Origin of the sequence: Bacillus sp. RC242 (assembly GCF_044908245.1) — a bacterium.
In the GTDB taxonomy this organism is placed as follows: domain Bacteria; phylum Bacillota; class Bacilli; order Bacillales; family Bacillaceae_G; genus Bacillus_A; species Bacillus_A mycoides.
The window spans coordinates 161,736-177,983 of record NZ_JBIYCZ010000004.1; the positions used below are offsets into that span (position 1 = coordinate 161,736).

16 protein-coding genes are annotated in these 16,248 nt (G+C 39.2%); 15 read left to right on the forward strand and 1 reads right to left on the reverse strand.

Annotation, left to right across the window (positions count from 1 at the left end; translation table 11 throughout):
- Nucleotides 1-5: 5 nt before the first annotated feature.
- From acdA to pyrG, 4 genes are all read left to right on the forward strand, one after another.
- Entirely contained in the window at nucleotides 6-1,145 is a 1,140-nt protein-coding gene (acdA, locus tag ABH957_RS09885; protein ID WP_002016320.1) for an acyl-CoA dehydrogenase AcdA, read from the forward strand.
- A gap of 64 nt (nucleotides 1,146-1,209) precedes the next feature.
- Entirely contained in the window at nucleotides 1,210-1,839 is a 630-nt protein-coding gene (locus tag ABH957_RS09890; protein ID WP_002034889.1) for a TetR/AcrR family transcriptional regulator, read from the forward strand.
- 165 nt (nucleotides 1,840-2,004) lie between these two features.
- Nucleotides 2,005-2,532 carry a DNA-directed RNA polymerase subunit delta gene (gene rpoE, locus ABH957_RS09895; protein WP_002130074.1) on the forward strand — a complete coding sequence of 176 codons (528 nt, stop codon included), beginning with the start codon at nucleotides 2,005-2,007 and terminating at the stop codon, nucleotides 2,530-2,532.
- A gap of 257 nt (nucleotides 2,533-2,789) precedes the next feature.
- Nucleotides 2,790-4,397, forward strand: coding sequence for a CTP synthase (gene pyrG, locus ABH957_RS09900; RefSeq protein WP_002016314.1), 1,608 nt, complete (start codon nucleotides 2,790-2,792; stop codon nucleotides 4,395-4,397).
- A gap of 32 nt (nucleotides 4,398-4,429) precedes the next feature.
- Here pyrG and ABH957_RS09905 read toward each other — a convergent pair whose 3' ends face one another.
- Nucleotides 4,430-4,954, reverse strand: a complete 525-nt coding sequence (locus tag ABH957_RS09905; protein WP_404454780.1) for a DUF2529 domain-containing protein — start codon at nucleotides 4,952-4,954, stop codon at nucleotides 4,430-4,432.
- 202 nt (nucleotides 4,955-5,156) lie between these two features.
- Here ABH957_RS09905 and spo0F point away from each other — a divergent pair, with 202 nt between their 5' ends.
- The 11 genes from spo0F (at nucleotide 5,157) to spoIIR (ending at nucleotide 16,201) form a co-directional block, all read left to right on the forward strand.
- A complete protein-coding gene (gene spo0F, locus ABH957_RS09910) occupies nucleotides 5,157-5,525 on the forward strand; it encodes a sporulation initiation phosphotransferase Spo0F (protein WP_000398592.1) in 369 nt (122 codons plus the stop codon).
- Between the two features lie 211 nt (nucleotides 5,526-5,736).
- On the forward strand, nucleotides 5,737-6,594 hold the full coding sequence (locus ABH957_RS09915) for a class II fructose-bisphosphate aldolase (protein WP_002016312.1): 858 nt from the start codon (nucleotides 5,737-5,739) through the stop codon (nucleotides 6,592-6,594).
- Between the two features lie 347 nt (nucleotides 6,595-6,941).
- Nucleotides 6,942-8,231: a UDP-N-acetylglucosamine 1-carboxyvinyltransferase gene (murA, locus tag ABH957_RS09920; RefSeq protein ID WP_002034893.1), complete on the forward strand. Its 1,290-nt coding sequence runs from the start codon at nucleotides 6,942-6,944 to the stop codon at nucleotides 8,229-8,231.
- 183 nt (nucleotides 8,232-8,414) lie between these two features.
- Complete coding sequence (gene glpX, locus ABH957_RS09925) at nucleotides 8,415-9,380, forward strand: class II fructose-bisphosphatase (RefSeq protein ID WP_002016310.1); 966 nt, start codon at nucleotides 8,415-8,417, stop codon at nucleotides 9,378-9,380.
- Between the two features lie 504 nt (nucleotides 9,381-9,884).
- Nucleotides 9,885-11,156 (forward strand): transcription termination factor Rho, encoded by a 1,272-nt coding sequence (gene rho / locus ABH957_RS09930; RefSeq protein WP_002016308.1) that lies wholly within the window; start codon nucleotides 9,885-9,887, stop codon nucleotides 11,154-11,156.
- Between the two features lie 203 nt (nucleotides 11,157-11,359).
- Nucleotides 11,360-11,755, forward strand: a complete 396-nt coding sequence (locus tag ABH957_RS09935; protein ID WP_404511091.1) for a hypothetical protein — start codon at nucleotides 11,360-11,362, stop codon at nucleotides 11,753-11,755.
- A 96-nt stretch (nucleotides 11,756-11,851) separates the two neighbouring features.
- Complete coding sequence (locus ABH957_RS09940; RefSeq protein WP_000643447.1) at nucleotides 11,852-12,097, forward strand: type B 50S ribosomal protein L31; 246 nt, start codon at nucleotides 11,852-11,854, stop codon at nucleotides 12,095-12,097.
- Nucleotides 12,098-12,207: 110 nt separating this feature from the next.
- Nucleotides 12,208-12,792: a thymidine kinase gene (locus ABH957_RS09945; RefSeq protein WP_002016305.1), complete on the forward strand. Its 585-nt coding sequence runs from the start codon at nucleotides 12,208-12,210 to the stop codon at nucleotides 12,790-12,792.
- Nucleotides 12,793-13,021: 229 nt separating this feature from the next.
- The gene (gene prfA, locus ABH957_RS09950; RefSeq protein ID WP_002139009.1) at nucleotides 13,022-14,089 is read left to right on the forward strand and encodes a peptide chain release factor 1; all 1,068 of its coding nucleotides are present in this window, start codon (nucleotides 13,022-13,024) and stop codon (nucleotides 14,087-14,089) included.
- Nucleotides 14,089-14,940 (forward strand): peptide chain release factor N(5)-glutamine methyltransferase, encoded by an 852-nt coding sequence (prmC, locus tag ABH957_RS09955; protein ID WP_002143879.1) that lies wholly within the window; start codon nucleotides 14,089-14,091, stop codon nucleotides 14,938-14,940. The genes prfA and prmC overlap by 1 nt, the downstream gene beginning before the upstream one ends.
- Nucleotides 14,941-15,340: 400 nt before the next feature.
- A complete protein-coding gene (gene spoIIR, locus ABH957_RS09960; RefSeq protein ID WP_404511093.1) occupies nucleotides 15,341-16,201 on the forward strand; it encodes a stage II sporulation protein R in 861 nt (286 codons plus the stop codon).
- Nucleotides 16,202-16,248 lie beyond the last annotated feature (47 nt).

A 16,248-nucleotide genomic window follows, 5' to 3' on the forward strand; every position in this document is an offset into this window, starting at 1 on the left:
CGGGAATGCATTTTAAATTATCAGAAGAACATGAAATGATAAGAAAAATGGTTCGGGATTTTGCAAGGAATGAAGTAGCACCGACAGCAGCTGAACGTGATGAGGAAGAAAGGTTTGATCGCGCTTTATTTGATCAAATGGCAGAGCTTGGTTTAACCGGTATTCCGTGGCCTGAAGAATACGGCGGAATTGGAAGCGATTACTTGGCGTATGTAATTGCCGTTGAAGAATTATCCCGCGTTTGTGCTTCTACAGGTGTAACGTTGTCTGCACATACTTCACTTGCTGGATGGCCAATTTTTAAATTTGGAACGGAAGAGCAAAAACAAAAGTTTTTGCGCCCAATGGCTGAAGGGAAGAAAATTGGTGCATATGGCTTAACAGAACCAAGCTCTGGATCAGATGCTGGTGGAATGAGGACGACTGCAAAACGAGATGGAGACCATTACATTTTAAATGGTTCGAAAATCTTTATTACAAATGGCGGTATTGCTGATATTTATGTTGTTTTTGCATTAACAGATCCTGATTCGAAGCAGCGCGGCACGAGTGCATTTATTGTGGAGAGTGATACGCTAGGATTTTCGGTTGGGAAGAAGGAAAGTAAGCTAGGGATTCGTTCTTCGCCAACAACTGAAATTATATTTGAAGACTGCCGTATTCCTGTAGAGAATTTACTAGGGGAAGAGGGCCAAGGATTTAAAGTTGCGATGCAGACATTAGATGGCGGCCGTAATGGTATTGCGGCACAAGCAGTCGGTATTGCACAATCCGCTTTAGATGCTTCTGTAGAATATGCAAGAGAACGTCATCAGTTTGGGAAGCCAATTGCAGCGCAACAAGGAATTGGCTTTAAACTTGCGGATATGGCAACGGATGTAGAGGCAGCGCGTCTTTTAACATATCAAGCGGCTTGGCTTGAATCTGAAGGGCTTCCGTATGGGAAAGAGTCAGCGATGTCAAAAGTATTTGCAGGTGATACAGCGATGAAGGTAACGACTGAAGCGGTACAAGTATTTGGTGGTTATGGTTATACGAAAGATTATCCAGTAGAGCGTTATATGCGCGATGCAAAGATTACACAAATATATGAGGGAACACAAGAGATTCAAAGGCTTGTAATTTCTCGTATGTTAACGAAGTAGGAACGAAAGCGTAGGTATTTTCCTACGCTTTTTACTTCCAAAAATAATAGAGAGAGGTGAAGGGATGGTTAAACATAATGTACATGCGTCAGTGAAAGATGAAAAATTAGTTGCGTTAAGACGTGAACAAATGATTAAAGGTGCGGTGCAGCTGTTTAAGCAAAAAGGATTCCCGCGTACAACAACGAGAGAAATTGCGAAAGCGGCTGGATTTAGTATCGGAACACTTTATGAGTATATTCGCACAAAAGATGATGTATTATATTTAGTTTGTGATAGTATTTATGAACATGTAAAAGAGCGATTAGAGGAAGTAGTGTGTACAGAGAAGGGAAGTATAGAAAGCTTAAAGATAGCGATAATGAATTATTTTAAAGTGATGGATGAATTGCAAGAAGAAGTATTAATTATGTATCAAGAGGTACGTTTTTTACCGAAAGAATCACTCCCATATGTATTAGAAAAAGAGTTTCAAATGGTCGGGATGTTTGAGGATATTTTAGAGCAGTGTACGGAAAATGGGACATTTACACTAAATAAAAAGGAGATACAGCTTCTTGCACATAATATTTTCATACAAGGACAAATGTGGGGATTTAGACGTTGGGCCCTGCAAAAACTGTATACTCTCGAAGAATATACAGAAATGCAAATTAGGTATGTACTGCAAGGAGCACATATGTCTCCGAAATAAAGAATGGACAAATTATAATTTTATTGCCCGTAAATAGCGGGATAAAAGTTTCCCGTTTTTTTTGTAGCATATTTGTGCGACTTTTGTTTATAATGAATAGTATGGATTTTTTTAAGCAGACCGTTATATATAAGCTTATATTTGAAGAAAGGAAGTGCCGCATAAGTGGGTTTTAAGCAATATTCACCAGAAGAGCTAAAAGAATGTTCAATGATTGAAGTTGTACATAGTGTTTTAGGGAATAAAAGACAAGCAACGACATTCAACGAGTTGGTTCAAGAAATCGCTCAAGTGCTGGGACTATCTCAAGGGCAAGTTAATACGAAACTCGCACAATTTTATACAGATTTAAACATCGATGGACGTTTCATTAATTTAGGAGAAAATCGTTGGGGGCTACGTAGCTGGTACCCATATGAGCAAATTGATGAAGAAATTCTGCCTCAGCCAAAACCGAAGAAGAAACGCAAAGTTGAAGAAGACGGTTTTGACGACTACATTGAAGAAGATGATGTAGAAGAAGAAGCAGAAGAAGTAGAAGAAGATGTAGTAGATTTGGACAAAGTTCTTGAAGACGAAGACGCAGACGATGAAGATGATGATCTTGATGATTTAGAAGAAGATAATGAAGACTTCGCAGAAGAAGAACTTGAGTATGATGAAACTGAAGAAGAAGAAGAGGAAGAGCGGTAGTTCTTGACTTTTCATTATCGTCCATGTAGAATCATTTTTGGGCTCTTTAAAAAAAGACGATAATACTTTTAAAGTGTAAATATAAAAGAAAATTGCTCCCTACTTATTACTTTATGTGATGAGGGGAGCAATTTTCTTTTTTGTTTTTTGTTTAGAAAATAAAAAGAGCCTAACAATAAGATAGATACAGTGTTATCTACATACGTTGCGCTTTGCAACGGTGATTATATAACAACGAAGTAGAAGGGAGTATTTTCATGACTAAGTATATTTTTGTAACAGGCGGTGTAGTATCGTCTTTAGGTAAAGGTATTACAGCAGCATCTCTTGGAAGACTTTTAAAGAATCGTGGTTTAAACGTAACTATTCAAAAGTTTGATCCATACATTAACGTAGACCCAGGGACTATGAGCCCCTACCAACACGGTGAGGTATTCGTAACAGATGATGGTGCAGAAACGGACTTAGACCTAGGTCACTATGAGCGTTTTATCGACATCAACTTAAACAAATACAGCAACGTAACAACAGGTAAAATTTACTCTTCAGTTCTTCAAAAAGAGCGTCGTGGTGAATATTTAGGAGGAACAGTTCAAGTTATTCCTCACATTACTAACGAAATTAAAGAACGTGTATATCGTTCTGGTCGCGAAACAAATGCCGACGTTGTTATTACAGAAATCGGTGGAACTGTTGGTGATATCGAGTCTTTACCATTCTTAGAAGCAATTCGTCAAATTAAGAGCGACATCGGTCGTGACAATGTAATGTACATTCACTGTACGTTAATCCCGTACTTAAAAGCAGCGGGTGAAATGAAAACAAAACCAACGCAACATAGCGTTAAAGAGCTTCGCAGCTTAGGTATTCAACCAAATATTATCGTTGTTCGTACAGAACTACCTGTTTCTCAGGACATGAAAGACAAGCTTGCATTATTCTGTGACATCGATACAAAAGCAGTTATCGAAGCACGCGATGCAGATACTTTATATGCGGTTCCATTATCTCTTCAAGAACAAAACATGGACCAAATCGTTTGTGATCACTTGAAGTTAGACAATCCAGCTGCAGATATGACAGATTGGACTGCGCTAGTTAATAAAGTACGTAACCTTTCTAAGAAAACAAAAATCGCTCTTGTTGGTAAATACGTAGAGCTTCAAGATGCATACATTTCTGTTGTAGAAGCGCTTCGTCATGCAGGTTATTCATTCGACACAGATGTAGAAGTAAAATGGGTAAATGCTGAGCACGTAACAGCAGAGAACGTAAAAGAATTAGTTGGCGACACAGATGGTATCCTTGTACCAGGTGGCTTCGGCGATCGTGGTGTAGAAGGTAAAATCGTTGCAATTCAATATGCTCGTGAAAACAAAGTTCCATTCTTAGGAATTTGCCTAGGTATGCAACTTGCATCAATCGAATTTGCACGTAACGTATTAGGATTAGAAGGAGCTAACTCTTCTGAAATTAATCCTGACACACCTTATGCAATTATCGATTTATTACCAGAACAAAAAGATGTAGAAGATTTAGGTGGTACACTTCGTCTTGGTCTATATCCATGTAAGCTTGCTGAAGAAACAAATGCTTACAATGCTTACAATGAGCCGGTTGTATATGAGCGTCATCGTCATCGTTATGAGTTCAACAATCAATTCCGTCCAGATATGGAAAAAGCAGGATTTGTATTCTCTGGTACAAGCCCAGACGGTCGTCTAGTGGAAATTATTGAATTACAAGATCACCCTTGGTTCGTGGCAGCACAGTTCCATCCAGAACTTGTATCTCGTCCAAACCGTCCACAACCATTGTTCCATGACTTCGTAAGTGCTTCTATTACGAATAAAGAGAGCAAGTAATAAAAAAAAGCGCCTGAAATAGGGCGCTTTTTTTAATATTCGTTTAACATTTCATCAATTGTAAATTTCAATCCGTGATAAGCAAATAAAGCTATAATTAAACTTGGGAACCCATAGCGGTTACCTTCATCATCTGGAATAAGACCTTTTAACAGCTTTGTATCAATATGTACATCTGTATATTGTTCCAGTGATTCAACACCTTCTTGAATAGCCGAGATTCCAACGATAGATTGGCCTTCTTCATGAAGTTTTTTCGCGGTTTTTATAATTTCTTCATCTGTCGAAAAACGACTAATAAGAAGTACGCGGTCCGCAGAAGTCACTGCCGCCGGTTCACCGTTTTCTATTAAACGTTTTGCTTGTTTCATTGGTTCGGCGCCAAATAATGCTTCTGAAAAAATACCTTCCATTTCGTTTGTACCATGCAAGTAAATGAAGCCGTCGCCAACTAACGCCTGGGCAAGTAGACGAGCGCTATCTTCTATATTCAATTCCTCTTTTTGAGAAATTCGAGAGAAATATCCACTTAATTGAGTCGAGAAAATTTTTAACATGTTGTTGCTCCTTTCTTTCGTGTTAGCTGGTTCTCATTATAGCTTATTTTTTTTGGAAAGGGGAAATAGTAGGGTGGCATAACAAAATAGGAAACGGTAAAATAAGAAAGAATAGGAAGGGATTTGGCAAAGAGTAGCGAAAATAAACCGATAAGATATAAGAAGCTTTAAATCTTGTACTTACACAGAAAGGTTGGGAGTTATGGAAGGGAAAATTTTAATCGTTGATGATCAATATGGCATTCGTGTTTTATTGCATGAAGTGTTCCAAAAAGAAGGTTATCAGACGTTCCAAGCAGCGAATGGATTTCAAGCTTTAGATATCGTGAAAAAAGATAATCCGGATTTAGTAGTGTTAGATATGAAAATCCCAGGTATGGATGGTATAGAGATTTTAAAACATGTAAAAGAAATTGATGAGAGTATTAAAGTGATTTTAATGACTGCTTATGGAGAATTGGATATGATTCAAGAAGCGAAAGATTTAGGAGCTTTAATGCACTTTGCTAAACCGTTTGATATTGATGAGATTCGTCAAGCAGTGAGAGATCAGCTTGCTGTAGAGGCGTAAAAAATGAATTTTTTATAAAAAATATGGAAAAAAGCGTTTACATGGACTATTGAGCAGGTGAATACAGTTGAGTTTTTGAGTACAAGTTGTTATCCTATTGAGTGTAGAAAGAAGTCCGGTATGTAAATATACATATTTTACCTTATTCTGGTCATACTACCAGCGATAAGAATTTATCGGATACAAAAAACGTTTTTTAGGAGGATTCACCATGCCTTTAGTTTCTATGAAAGAAATGCTAAACACAGCACTAGAAGGAAAATACGCAGTTGGTCAATTCAACATGAACAACTTAGAGTGGACTCAAGCTATCTTAGCTGCTGCGGAAGAAGAAAAATCTCCTGTAATCTTAGGTGTATCTGAGGGTGCAGCTCGTCATATGACTGGTTTCAAAACAGTTGTAGCTATGGTTAAAGCTTTAATCGAAGAAATGAACATTTCTGTTCCTGTAGCGATTCACCTTGACCATGGTTCAAGCTTCGAAAAATGTAAAGAAGCAATTGATGCAGGTTTCACATCTGTAATGATCGACGCTTCTCACCACCCATTCGATGAAAACGTTGAAACTACTAAAAAAGTGGTAGAATACGCACACGCTCGTAACGTATCTGTTGAAGCTGAGCTTGGAACAGTTGGCGGACAAGAAGACGACATCATCGCTGAAGGCGTAATTTACGCTGATCCAGCAGAGTGTAAGCACCTTGTTGAAGCAACAGGTATCGATTGCCTAGCTCCAGCTTTAGGTTCTGTACACGGTCCTTACAAAGGTGAGCCTAACTTAGGATTCGCTGAAATGGAACAAGTTCGCGACTTCACTGGCGTACCTTTAGTATTACACGGTGGTACTGGTATCCCAACTGCTGATATCGTAAAAGCTATTTCTTTAGGTACTTCAAAAATTAACGTAAACACTGAGAACCAAATTGAGTTTACAAAAGCTGTTCGTGAAGCATTAAACAAAGACCAAGAAGTTTACGATCCTCGTAAATATATTGGACCTGGCCGCGACGCTATCAAAGCAACTGTTGCTGGTAAAATGCGTGAGTTCGGTTCTAACGGTAAAGCGTAAGAATAAAATTCCGTTTTGGAAACCGTCTAGTCTTTTAGACGGTTTCCTTTCGTTGTATAATGAAAGCGCGAACAAGTCTAAAGATTTTATAAAGTGAATTTTTGGTTTGCGAATATAGAAAATAATGTGCATAGTCCTATTAATAAATGTGGTAAGTATCTGAATTGAGTAATTTGATTCGATGAATAGTTAATCTTCATCTATTTGTACAGCAGGGGAGCTACAGGTGATGGTTTTCTACTTATTGAGTTTCAGGATGGAAAGAGTGATTGAGATTCTTAAGGGGGAATCTTCTACTTCTTATAAAGAAGTAGAAGATAAATACATTCACAAGAAGGGAGCTCAATATGGAAAAGTTGCTAATTGAAGGCGGAAGAGCTTTAAATGGAACGATTCGTGTGAGTGGTGCAAAGAACAGTGCTGTTGCACTAATTCCAGCGACAATTTTAGCAGATACTCCAGTAACTATTGGCGGTGTTCCTAATATTTCGGACGTGAAAATGTTAGGAGACTTACTAGAGGAAATTGGAGGGAAAGTAACTTATGGGCAGGAAGAAGAGATGGTAGTCGATCCTTCTAACATGGTTGCGATGCCTTTACCAAATGGAAAAGTGAAAAAATTGCGCGCCTCTTATTATTTAATGGGTGCAATGCTTGGCCGTTTTAAAAAAGCTGTTATTGGGCTTCCAGGTGGATGTCATTTAGGGCCACGACCGATTGATCAGCATATTAAAGGGTTTGAAGCGTTAGGGGCATATGTTACAAATGAACAAGGTGCCATTTATTTAAGAGCAGACGAACTACGTGGGGCACGTATTTATTTAGATGTTGTTAGTGTAGGAGCTACGATTAATATTATGCTAGCGGCTGTACGAGCGAAAGGTAGAACTGTTATTGAAAATGCAGCGAAAGAACCAGAGATTATTGATGTAGCTACATTGTTAACGAGTATGGGAGCACGTATTAAAGGTGCTGGTACAGACGTAATCCGAATTGATGGTGTGGATTCACTGCACGGTTGTCACCACACTATTATTCCAGACCGTATTGAAGCTGGTACGTATATGATTTTAGGAGCAGCATCAGGAGGAGAAGTAACAGTTGATAATGTTATTCCTCAGCATTTAGAATCCGTTACGGCGAAGCTAAGAGAAGCTGGTGTTCAAATTGAAACGAACGATGACCAAATTACAGTGAACGGCAATAGAAGGTTAAAAGTAGTTGATGTAAAAACGCTTGTATATCCAGGGTTTCCAACAGATTTACAACAGCCGTTTACAACGCTTTTAACAAAAGCGCATGGAACAGGAGTTGTAACTGATACAATTTACAGCGCACGTTTCAAGCATATTGATGAATTACGCCGTATGAACGCGCAAATTAAAGTAGAAGGCCGTTCAGCAATTGTGACTGGACCGGTTTTATTGCAAGGTGCGAAGGTGAAAGCGAGTGACCTACGAGCTGGTGCATCCCTTGTTATTGCGGGTTTAATGGCAGATGGCATTACAGAAGTAACGGGACTTGATCATATTGATCGAGGTTACGAAAATATAGTAGACAAGCTTAAAGGGCTTGGTGCAAACATTTGGCGAGAACAAATGACAAAGCAAGAAATTGAAGAAATGAAGAATGCATAAAGTGAAACTTTAATCAGTATGGGCTATCCCACGCTGATTATTAACCCTCACCAATCGGGATAAGGTGGTGATACTTCCGTTAATGGGGAGCGAAGAATCACTACTAACGGAAGTACACTTTATAGAAAAACAAGGTTCACAAAATACGGCAGAAATATAAAGACTTAAAGGAGAGGGATTATCGTGGAAAGAAGTTTATCTATGGAGTTAGTACGTGTAACAGAGGCTGCAGCATTATCATCAGCGCGTTGGATGGGGCGCGGAAAAAAAGATGAGGCAGATGGTGCAGCAACATCAGCTATGCGTGATGTATTTGATACAATTCCGATGAAAGGTACAGTTGTAATTGGCGAAGGTGAAATGGATGAAGCGCCAATGCTATATATCGGAGAGAAGTTGGGTACAGGATATGGACCACGCGTAGACGTTGCAGTTGATCCTTTAGAAGGGACAAATATCGTAGCAGCTGGCGGATGGAATGCGCTTGCTGTTATTGCAATTGCAGATCACGGCAATTTGTTACATGCTCCTGACATGTACATGGATAAAATAGCGGTTGGTCCAGAAGCAGTTGGTGCAGTTGATATTGACGCACCTATTATCGACAACTTACGTGCAGTGGCGAAAGCGAAAAATAAAGATATCGAAGATGTTGTAGCGACAGTTTTAAACCGTCCACGTCATCAAGCAATTATCGAAGAAATTCGTAAAGCTGGTGCTCGTATTAAATTAATTAACGATGGAGATGTAGCTGGAGCAATCAATACAGCATTTGACCGTACTGGTGTAGATATTCTATTCGGTTCTGGTGGAGCACCTGAAGGTGTATTAGCTGCGGTCGCATTAAAATGCTTAGGTGGAGAAATTCACGGGAAGCTCTTACCTCAAAACGAAGCTGAACTAGCTCGTTGTAAAAGAATGGGTATTGAAGATATCAATCGTATCCTTCGTATGGAAGACTTAGTAAAAGGTGACGATGCAATCTTTGCAGCAACAGGTGTAACAGACGGAGAACTATTACGAGGCGTTCAATTTAAAGGTAGCGTTGGAACAACACAATCCCTTGTTATGCGTGCAAAATCAGGCACAGTACGCTTCGTAGACGGCCGCCATAGCTTAAATAAAAAACCGAATTTGGTTATTAAATAAAAAGCGTAAGCAGCTCGTTCAGAATGGGAGGGGGATGGAGCTTCTGACGTAGAGGCGCTTTTTGCCTCGCAGGAAGAAGTGAAGCCACCGACCATTCTAGCTGCTGAAGCTGGATTAAATAAAAAGCGTAAGCGGCTCGTTTAGAATCGCAGGACACTTCAAGCTCTCGACCTTGAAGCGCTCTTTGCTTCGAGTGAGAGAGCGAAATGACCGGAGATTCTAGCCGCCGGAACTGGATTAAATACAAGCAGAAATACCTTATCTATTCTACCTTAAAATCAGGTGAGTAGAAAAAAGAAAGAAATATGAAAAGGCGAAGACAAATTTTCTTGTCTTCGCTTCTTGTATTTGTGTTTCAACGTATTGATTAAAACTAGATAAAAGGGTTACAATAGTGAATATTATCCTACTTGAACTTATTGCCTTTCATTATTATTTATTTGCCTTCCGTATTTTTCCCTTTACCCATGTGAAAAGAGAATAAAGTTAAAGTGTGGTGTCTGAATGAATTTGTCAATTGCAGCATTAGAAAACATGAAATTAAAAGAGTTATACGAGCTTGCGAAGGAATTTAAGATTTCGTATTACAGCAAGTTAACGAAAAAAGAGCTAATCTTCTCTATCTTAAAAGCTCGAGCAGAAAAAGAAGGTTTCTTTTTCATGGAAGGCGTATTAGAAATTATTCAATCAGAAGGATTTGGATTCTTACGTCCTATCAATTATTCTCCAAGCTCAGAAGATATTTATATCTCGGCTTCGCAAATTCGTCGTTTCGATTTACGTAATGGAGATAAGGTTTCTGGTAAAGTACGACCTCCGAAAGAAAATGAGCGCTATTTTGGATTGCTACAAGTTGAAGCTGTAAATGGAGATGATCCAGACTCAGCAAAAGAGCGTGTACATTTCCCTGCATTAACACCGTTATACCCAGATCGCCAAATGAAATTGGAGACGGAAACGAAAAAGTTACCGACACGCATCATGGATTTAATCGCACCAGTTGGATTTGGACAACGTGGTTTAATTGTTGCGCCTCCAAAGGCTGGTAAAACAAGTCTGTTAAAAGAAATTGCACACAGTGTCACAACAAATCATCCGGAAGCAGAATTAATTGTACTTTTAATTGATGAGCGTCCAGAGGAAGTAACAGATATTGAACGTTCTGTTAAAGGTGATGTTGTAAGTTCTACTTTTGATGAAGTGCCAGAGAATCATATTAAAGTAGCTGAGCTTGTATTAGAGCGTGCAATGCGTCTTGTAGAACATAAAAGGGACGTTGTTATTTTAATGGATAGTATTACCCGTTTAGCGCGTGCTTACAACCTTGTTATTCCGCCAAGTGGTAGAACCTTATCGGGTGGTATTGATCCTGCTGCTTTTCATAGACCGAAGCGTTTCTTTGGGGCTGCGCGTAATATCGAAGAGGGCGGTAGCCTAACGATTTTAGCAACAGCGCTTGTTGATACAGGGTCTCGTATGGATGATGTAATTTACGAGGAGTTTAAAGGAACTGGAAATATGGAACTTCACTTAGATCGCTCATTAGCTGAGCGCCGTATCTTCCCAGCGATTGATATTCGTCGCTCTGGTACGCGTAAAGAAGACCTATTAATTCCGAAAGAACATTTAGACAAGCTGTGGGGTATTCGTAAAACAATGCGTGATACACCAGACTTTGTTGAAGGCTTCTTACGTAAACTTCGTCAAACAAAGACAAATGAAGAATTTTTACAAAACATTGTTGCAGACTCAAAAAGGTATGTAACCACTAAGTAAAGGGAAAAGATGGGGACTCGCTTATTTCGTAGTAAGCGAGTTTTTTATGTTTTTAAGGGAATATTAGAGAGAGTAATATATGGAAAAAATTTGTTTTTTGAGATGGAAATCATATTTGGATTGAGAGCTTGAAGTGCCCTACGATTCTGGGCGAGCCGCTTGCGCTTTAAGGTGTATCTAGTTCCATCTCCAGCGGCTAGAGAATGGTCGGTGGCTTCGCGTCTTCCTACGAGGCAAAAAGCGCCTCTACGTCAGAAGCTCCATCCCCCTCTCATTCTGAACGAGCCGCTTGTGCTTTTAGGTATATCCAGCTCCAGCGGCTAGAATCTCCGGCCATTTCGCTCTCTCGGTCGAAGCAAAAAGCGCTTCTTGGTCGAGAGCTTGAAGTGATCTGGATTCTGAACGAGCCGCTTGCGCTTTTAATTGATATCCAGTTCCGGCGGCTAGAATCTCCGGCCATTTCGCTCTCTCGGTCGAAGCAAAAAGCGCTTCTTGGTCGAGAGCTTGAAGTGACCTGGATTCTGAACGAGCCGCTTGCGCTTTTAATTTTTAAAAAGACAAAAACAGGTAGTTGCAAAATGGAGTTAGCCTTGTTATAATTTCATCATATGTGTTTCATCAATATAGTTGTGTAAGCAGCTGAAGATGAAAAACTCTGTTTCGAAAATGATTCAGGGCGGAAGGAGATGAAAAGAATGAAAGCAGGAATCCATCCAAATTACAATAAAGTTGTATTTATGGACACGAACACTGGCTTCAAATTCTTAAGCGGGTCTACAAAAGGCTCTAGCGAAACTGTTGAGTGGGAAGATGGTAACACTTATCCATTACTAAAAATTGAGATCAGTTCTGATTCTCACCCATTCTACACTGGACGTCAGAAGTTTGCTACTGCAGACGGACGTGTTGACCGCTTCAATAAGAAATACGGTATTAAGTAATAAAGAACATAAAACAGGCAAGTGTATGTATTCGCTTGTCTGTTTTTTTTGCGAAAATATTAAACCTTTGCCCTACTTTGGATTAGGAAAGTAGATGAAAGGAGAGCTCAATGTACTTAATGAATCAAAATGGTTGGATTGAAGTGATTTGCGGGAGTATGTTTTCTGGAAAATCAGAAGAGCTCATCCGCCGTATACGCCGTACACAATTTGCGAAACAACATGCAATTGTATTTAAACCATGTATTGATAATCGTTATAGTGAAGAAGATGTTGTATCACATAATGGATTAAAGGTTAAAGCAGTTCCTGTTTCAGCTTCAAAAGATATATTTAACCATGTAACAGAAGAAATGGATGTTATTGCAATCGATGAGGTACAATTTTTTGATGGGGACATTGTGGAAGTGGTGCAAGTATTGGCAAATCGTGGCTATCGTGTCATTGTAGCTGGATTAGACCAAGATTTCCGTGGTCTACCATTTGGACAAGTTCCTCAGCTGATGGCGATTGCTGAACATGTAACTAAATTGCAGGCAGTTTGTTCTGAATGTGGATCTCCTGCAAGTCGTACGCAACGTTTAATCGATGGAGAACCAGCGGCATTTGATGATCCAATTATTTTAGTTGGGGCTTCAGAATCGTATGAACCACGTTGTCGTCATTGTCATGCAGTACCTACAAAACAAAGATAAGTGAAACTCGCTATGTAGAGCGGGTTTTTTTCGAAAATAGATGAAGATTGGTGGCAAGAATCTCCGGCCATTTCACTCTCTCGCTCGAAGCAAAAGCGCTTCAAGGCCGAGAGTTCCAATGTCCTGCGATTCTGAACAAGCCACCTGCGCTTTTAAATATAATTTGCGTTTTTTTGATTAAGTACCATATACTATTTGTATTAGATACTAGGATGTAGAGGTGAATGGTGTGTTAGATCGTTTGCAAGCTGTAGAAAATCGTTATGAGAAGTTGAATGAATTGTTAAGTGACCCAGAGGTTATTAGCGATACAAATAAGCTTCGTGAGTATTCAAAAGAGCAATCTGATATTCAGGACACGGTAGAGGTGTACCGTGAGTATAAAGATGTTCGTGAGCAATTACGAGATGCAAAAGCAATGTTAGAAGATAAGTTAGACGCTGATATGCGTGATATGGTAAAAGAAGAGGTTTCTGAATTAGAAGGACAAGAGAAAACATTATCAGAACGTCTGAAAATTTTACTTGTTCCAAAAGACCCTAATGATGATAAAAACGTTATCGTTGAGGTTCGTGGCGCTGCTGGTGGTGACGAGGCAGCTTTATTTGCTGGTGATTTATATCGTATGTATAGCCGTTATGCTGAGGTGCAAGGTTGGAAAACTGAAATTATCGAAGCGAGCTATACAGAGTTAGGTGGATATAAAGAGATTATCTTTATGATTAATGGTAAAGGTGCTTTCGCGAAGCTGAAATTCGAGAATGGTGCTCACCGTGTACAACGTGTTCCAGAAACGGAATCTGGTGGACGTATTCATACATCTACAGCAACTGTAGCTGTACTACCAGAGGCAGAAGAAGTAGAAATTAATATTCATGAAAAAGATGTTCGTGTTGATACGTTTGCTTCTAGTGGTCCTGGTGGACAAAGCGTTAATACAACGATGTCAGCGGTACGTTTAACACATTTACCGACTGGTGTAGTTGTATCTTGTCAGGATGAGAAATCACAAATTAAGAATAAAGAAAAAGCGATGAAAGTATTACGCGCACGTGTTTATGATAAATTTAGACAAGAAGCGCAAGCTGAGTATGATCAAAACCGTAAACAAGCTGTTGGTACGGGAGATCGTTCAGAGCGTATTCGTACGTATAACTTCCCGCAAAACCGTGTTACAGACCATCGAATCGGTTTAACGATTCAAAAGCTAGATCAAATCCTACAAGGTAAGTTAGATGATTTCATCAATGCCTTAGTGATGGAAGATCAGGCGCAAAAGATGGAGGCAGCTGAGTAATGCGTGTCTATGAAGCCCTGAAATGGGCTTCTTCTTTTTTACAGGAAAATGGACGAGATGAAAATGCGGGAGAAATTGTCCTTTGTCATGTATTAAAGACAAACAGAACCGGAATGCTCATGAATATGCGTGAAGAAATAACTGCGGAACAAGAGAAAAGTTTTGCAGAATTTATCCACAACCATGTAGAAGGTATTCCGATCCAATATATGCTCGGTTATGAAATGTTTTATGGCCGATCATTCTTTGTAAATGAAGAGGTATTGATACCAAGACCGGAAACAGAGGAACTTATAGTTGGAGTGCTAGAGAGAATTGAGCGCCATTTCGGTAATGAGGAGCTTCACATAGCGGATATTGGAACAGGTAGTGGAGCGATTTCTATTACGCTCGCTTTAGAAAATAAAAATCTTCATGTGTATACAGTAGATATCGCACAGGAGTCGATTGAAGTTGCAAAAGAAAATGCAAAAACTTTAGGGGCGGATGTAACTTTCTATCACGGCGATTTACTGTCTCCGTTTTATGAAACAGGTCAGAAGTTAGATGTTGTTGTTTCCAATCCTCCGTACATACCAGAGGAAGATTGGCGTGGTCTTTCTACTGTTGTGAAGGAGCATGAGCCGAAGCGTGCGCTTGTTGGTGGTGAAGATGGACTAGATTTCTATCGTCGTTTTATGGAAGAATTGCCGAATGTATTACAGAAAAAGGCGATTGTGGCGTTTGAAATTGGTGTAGGGCAAGGTGAAGATGTGAAAGCATTATTACAGCAAACTTTCCCGCGCGCTCAAGTTGAAGTTGTATTTGATATTAATGGAAAAGATCGCATGGTATTTGCAGAGATGGAGTAAGGCATAAGCCTTACTCTATTTTTTGTATGAAAAATTCGTAACTACTCAGCCATACATTTTATTTAGAATTTTGGTAAGGGGTATTATTCCAGAGAAAATACGCCTCTTATTACCTATAGAAAGTTATTTTCATTTTTCAGCATATAGATTGCTGCCACGAAGATAAAAATGGACATACACTTTGCTAGCTTTCTTTGTTTTAAAACTTTGCGCGTGGCAGGAAAAGGCCCTGACCGCTCCTGTGCATAGCCAGTCCCTCTCGTCTATTTAAAAAAATGTTTTTCTGTCGGTTTTTCATAGAGTGGCTGATTAGTTACAAAAATTCATATAGATTTTGAATTTAATAGTTTAGAAAGATGAAAGTCTGTCCACACTGTTTTTAGAGGGGACGGTGGAGGAAATGAAAAAACAAGTTATTGCTTACTTTCTTTTATTATTAATTGGTGCACAGTTACTTGTGCAGTTTGGATATATGAAAGCTGATGCAAAAGGGCCTACTGTTATTCCGAAAGAGGCCGTTCGATTACGTATTTTAGCTAATAGTGATTCCGATAAAGATCAGGCATTAAAACGTAAAGTACGTGATGAAGTGAAAGCGCAAATTGATGGATGGGTAGCGGATTTAACGTCATTTGAAGAAGCTCGAAAAGTAATTCAAAATCATATTCCTGAAATTGAAAAGACAGTGGCGAATACGCTGAAAAGAGAAGGAAGTAAAGAGGCGTTTCAAGTGAAATTCGGTAAGAATGTGAAGTTTCCTACAAAGGTATATGGGAATTTTATTTATCCGGCAGGAGAATATGAAGCGGTACTTATTACAATTGGAAAAGGTGAAGGTGCAAACTGGTGGTGTGTATTATTTCCACCGATGTGTTTCTTAGATTTTTCAAGTGGTACAGCTGTAAGAAAAGAAGAATATGTTGTGAAGGCTGAATCTCCTGAGGAGGGGGAAGTTAAGGAGCAAGATGAGGAAGTAGTGGATGTACCAGAGAAGAAAGAGGGTAAAGTGAAAGAAACGAAGGTTGTAAAGCAGGAAGTCGCAAAAAAAGTAACAGATTCTGAAAAGAAAGTAGTAAAACACGAAACACAAGTAGAAGAACAGCCTGTAAAAAAAGTAGAAACAAAAACTGTGGAAAAAGTGGAGAAACCTGTGGAGCAAAAACAAGAAAAGCAAAATGAGTATGTAACAGTAGAAGAGGAAGAGAAACCAGAGGTTAAATTATTTATCGTCGAAGCTTTTACATCTTTATTCTCTAAATAGTGCTATTAATAAATCCTTCCTCATATATATCAATGAGGAGGGATTTA

Bases quoted from the DNA above. Each gene is read 5' to 3' on its own strand.
- pyrG (WP_002016314.1), top strand. From the start codon at position 2,790: ATGACTAAGTATATTTTTGTAACAGGCGGTGTAGTATCGTCTTTAGGT.
- acdA (WP_002016320.1), top strand. From the start codon at position 6: ATGCATTTTAAATTATCAGAAGAACATGAAATGATAAGAAAAATGGTT.
- murA (WP_002034893.1), top strand. From the start codon at position 6,942: ATGGAAAAGTTGCTAATTGAAGGCGGAAGAGCTTTAAATGGAACGATT.
- ABH957_RS09940 (WP_000643447.1), top strand. From the start codon at position 11,852: ATGAAAGCAGGAATCCATCCAAATTACAATAAAGTTGTATTTATGGAC.
- spo0F (WP_000398592.1), top strand. From the start codon at position 5,157: ATGGAAGGGAAAATTTTAATCGTTGATGATCAATATGGCATTCGTGTT.
- ABH957_RS09890 (WP_002034889.1), top strand. From the start codon at position 1,210: ATGGTTAAACATAATGTACATGCGTCAGTGAAAGATGAAAAATTAGTT.
- rho (WP_002016308.1), top strand. From the start codon at position 9,885: ATGAATTTGTCAATTGCAGCATTAGAAAACATGAAATTAAAAGAGTTA.
- ABH957_RS09945 (WP_002016305.1), top strand. From the start codon at position 12,208: ATGTACTTAATGAATCAAAATGGTTGGATTGAAGTGATTTGCGGGAGT.
- ABH957_RS09935 (WP_404511091.1), top strand. From the start codon at position 11,360: ATGGTCGGTGGCTTCGCGTCTTCCTACGAGGCAAAAAGCGCCTCTACG.
- spoIIR (WP_404511093.1), top strand. From the start codon at position 15,341: ATGAAAAAACAAGTTATTGCTTACTTTCTTTTATTATTAATTGGTGCA.
- prmC (WP_002143879.1), top strand. From the start codon at position 14,089: ATGCGTGTCTATGAAGCCCTGAAATGGGCTTCTTCTTTTTTACAGGAA.
- ABH957_RS09905 (WP_404454780.1), bottom strand. From the start codon at position 4,954: ATGTTAAAAATTTTCTCGACTCAATTAAGTGGATATTTCTCTCGAATT.
- ABH957_RS09915 (WP_002016312.1), top strand. From the start codon at position 5,737: ATGCCTTTAGTTTCTATGAAAGAAATGCTAAACACAGCACTAGAAGGA.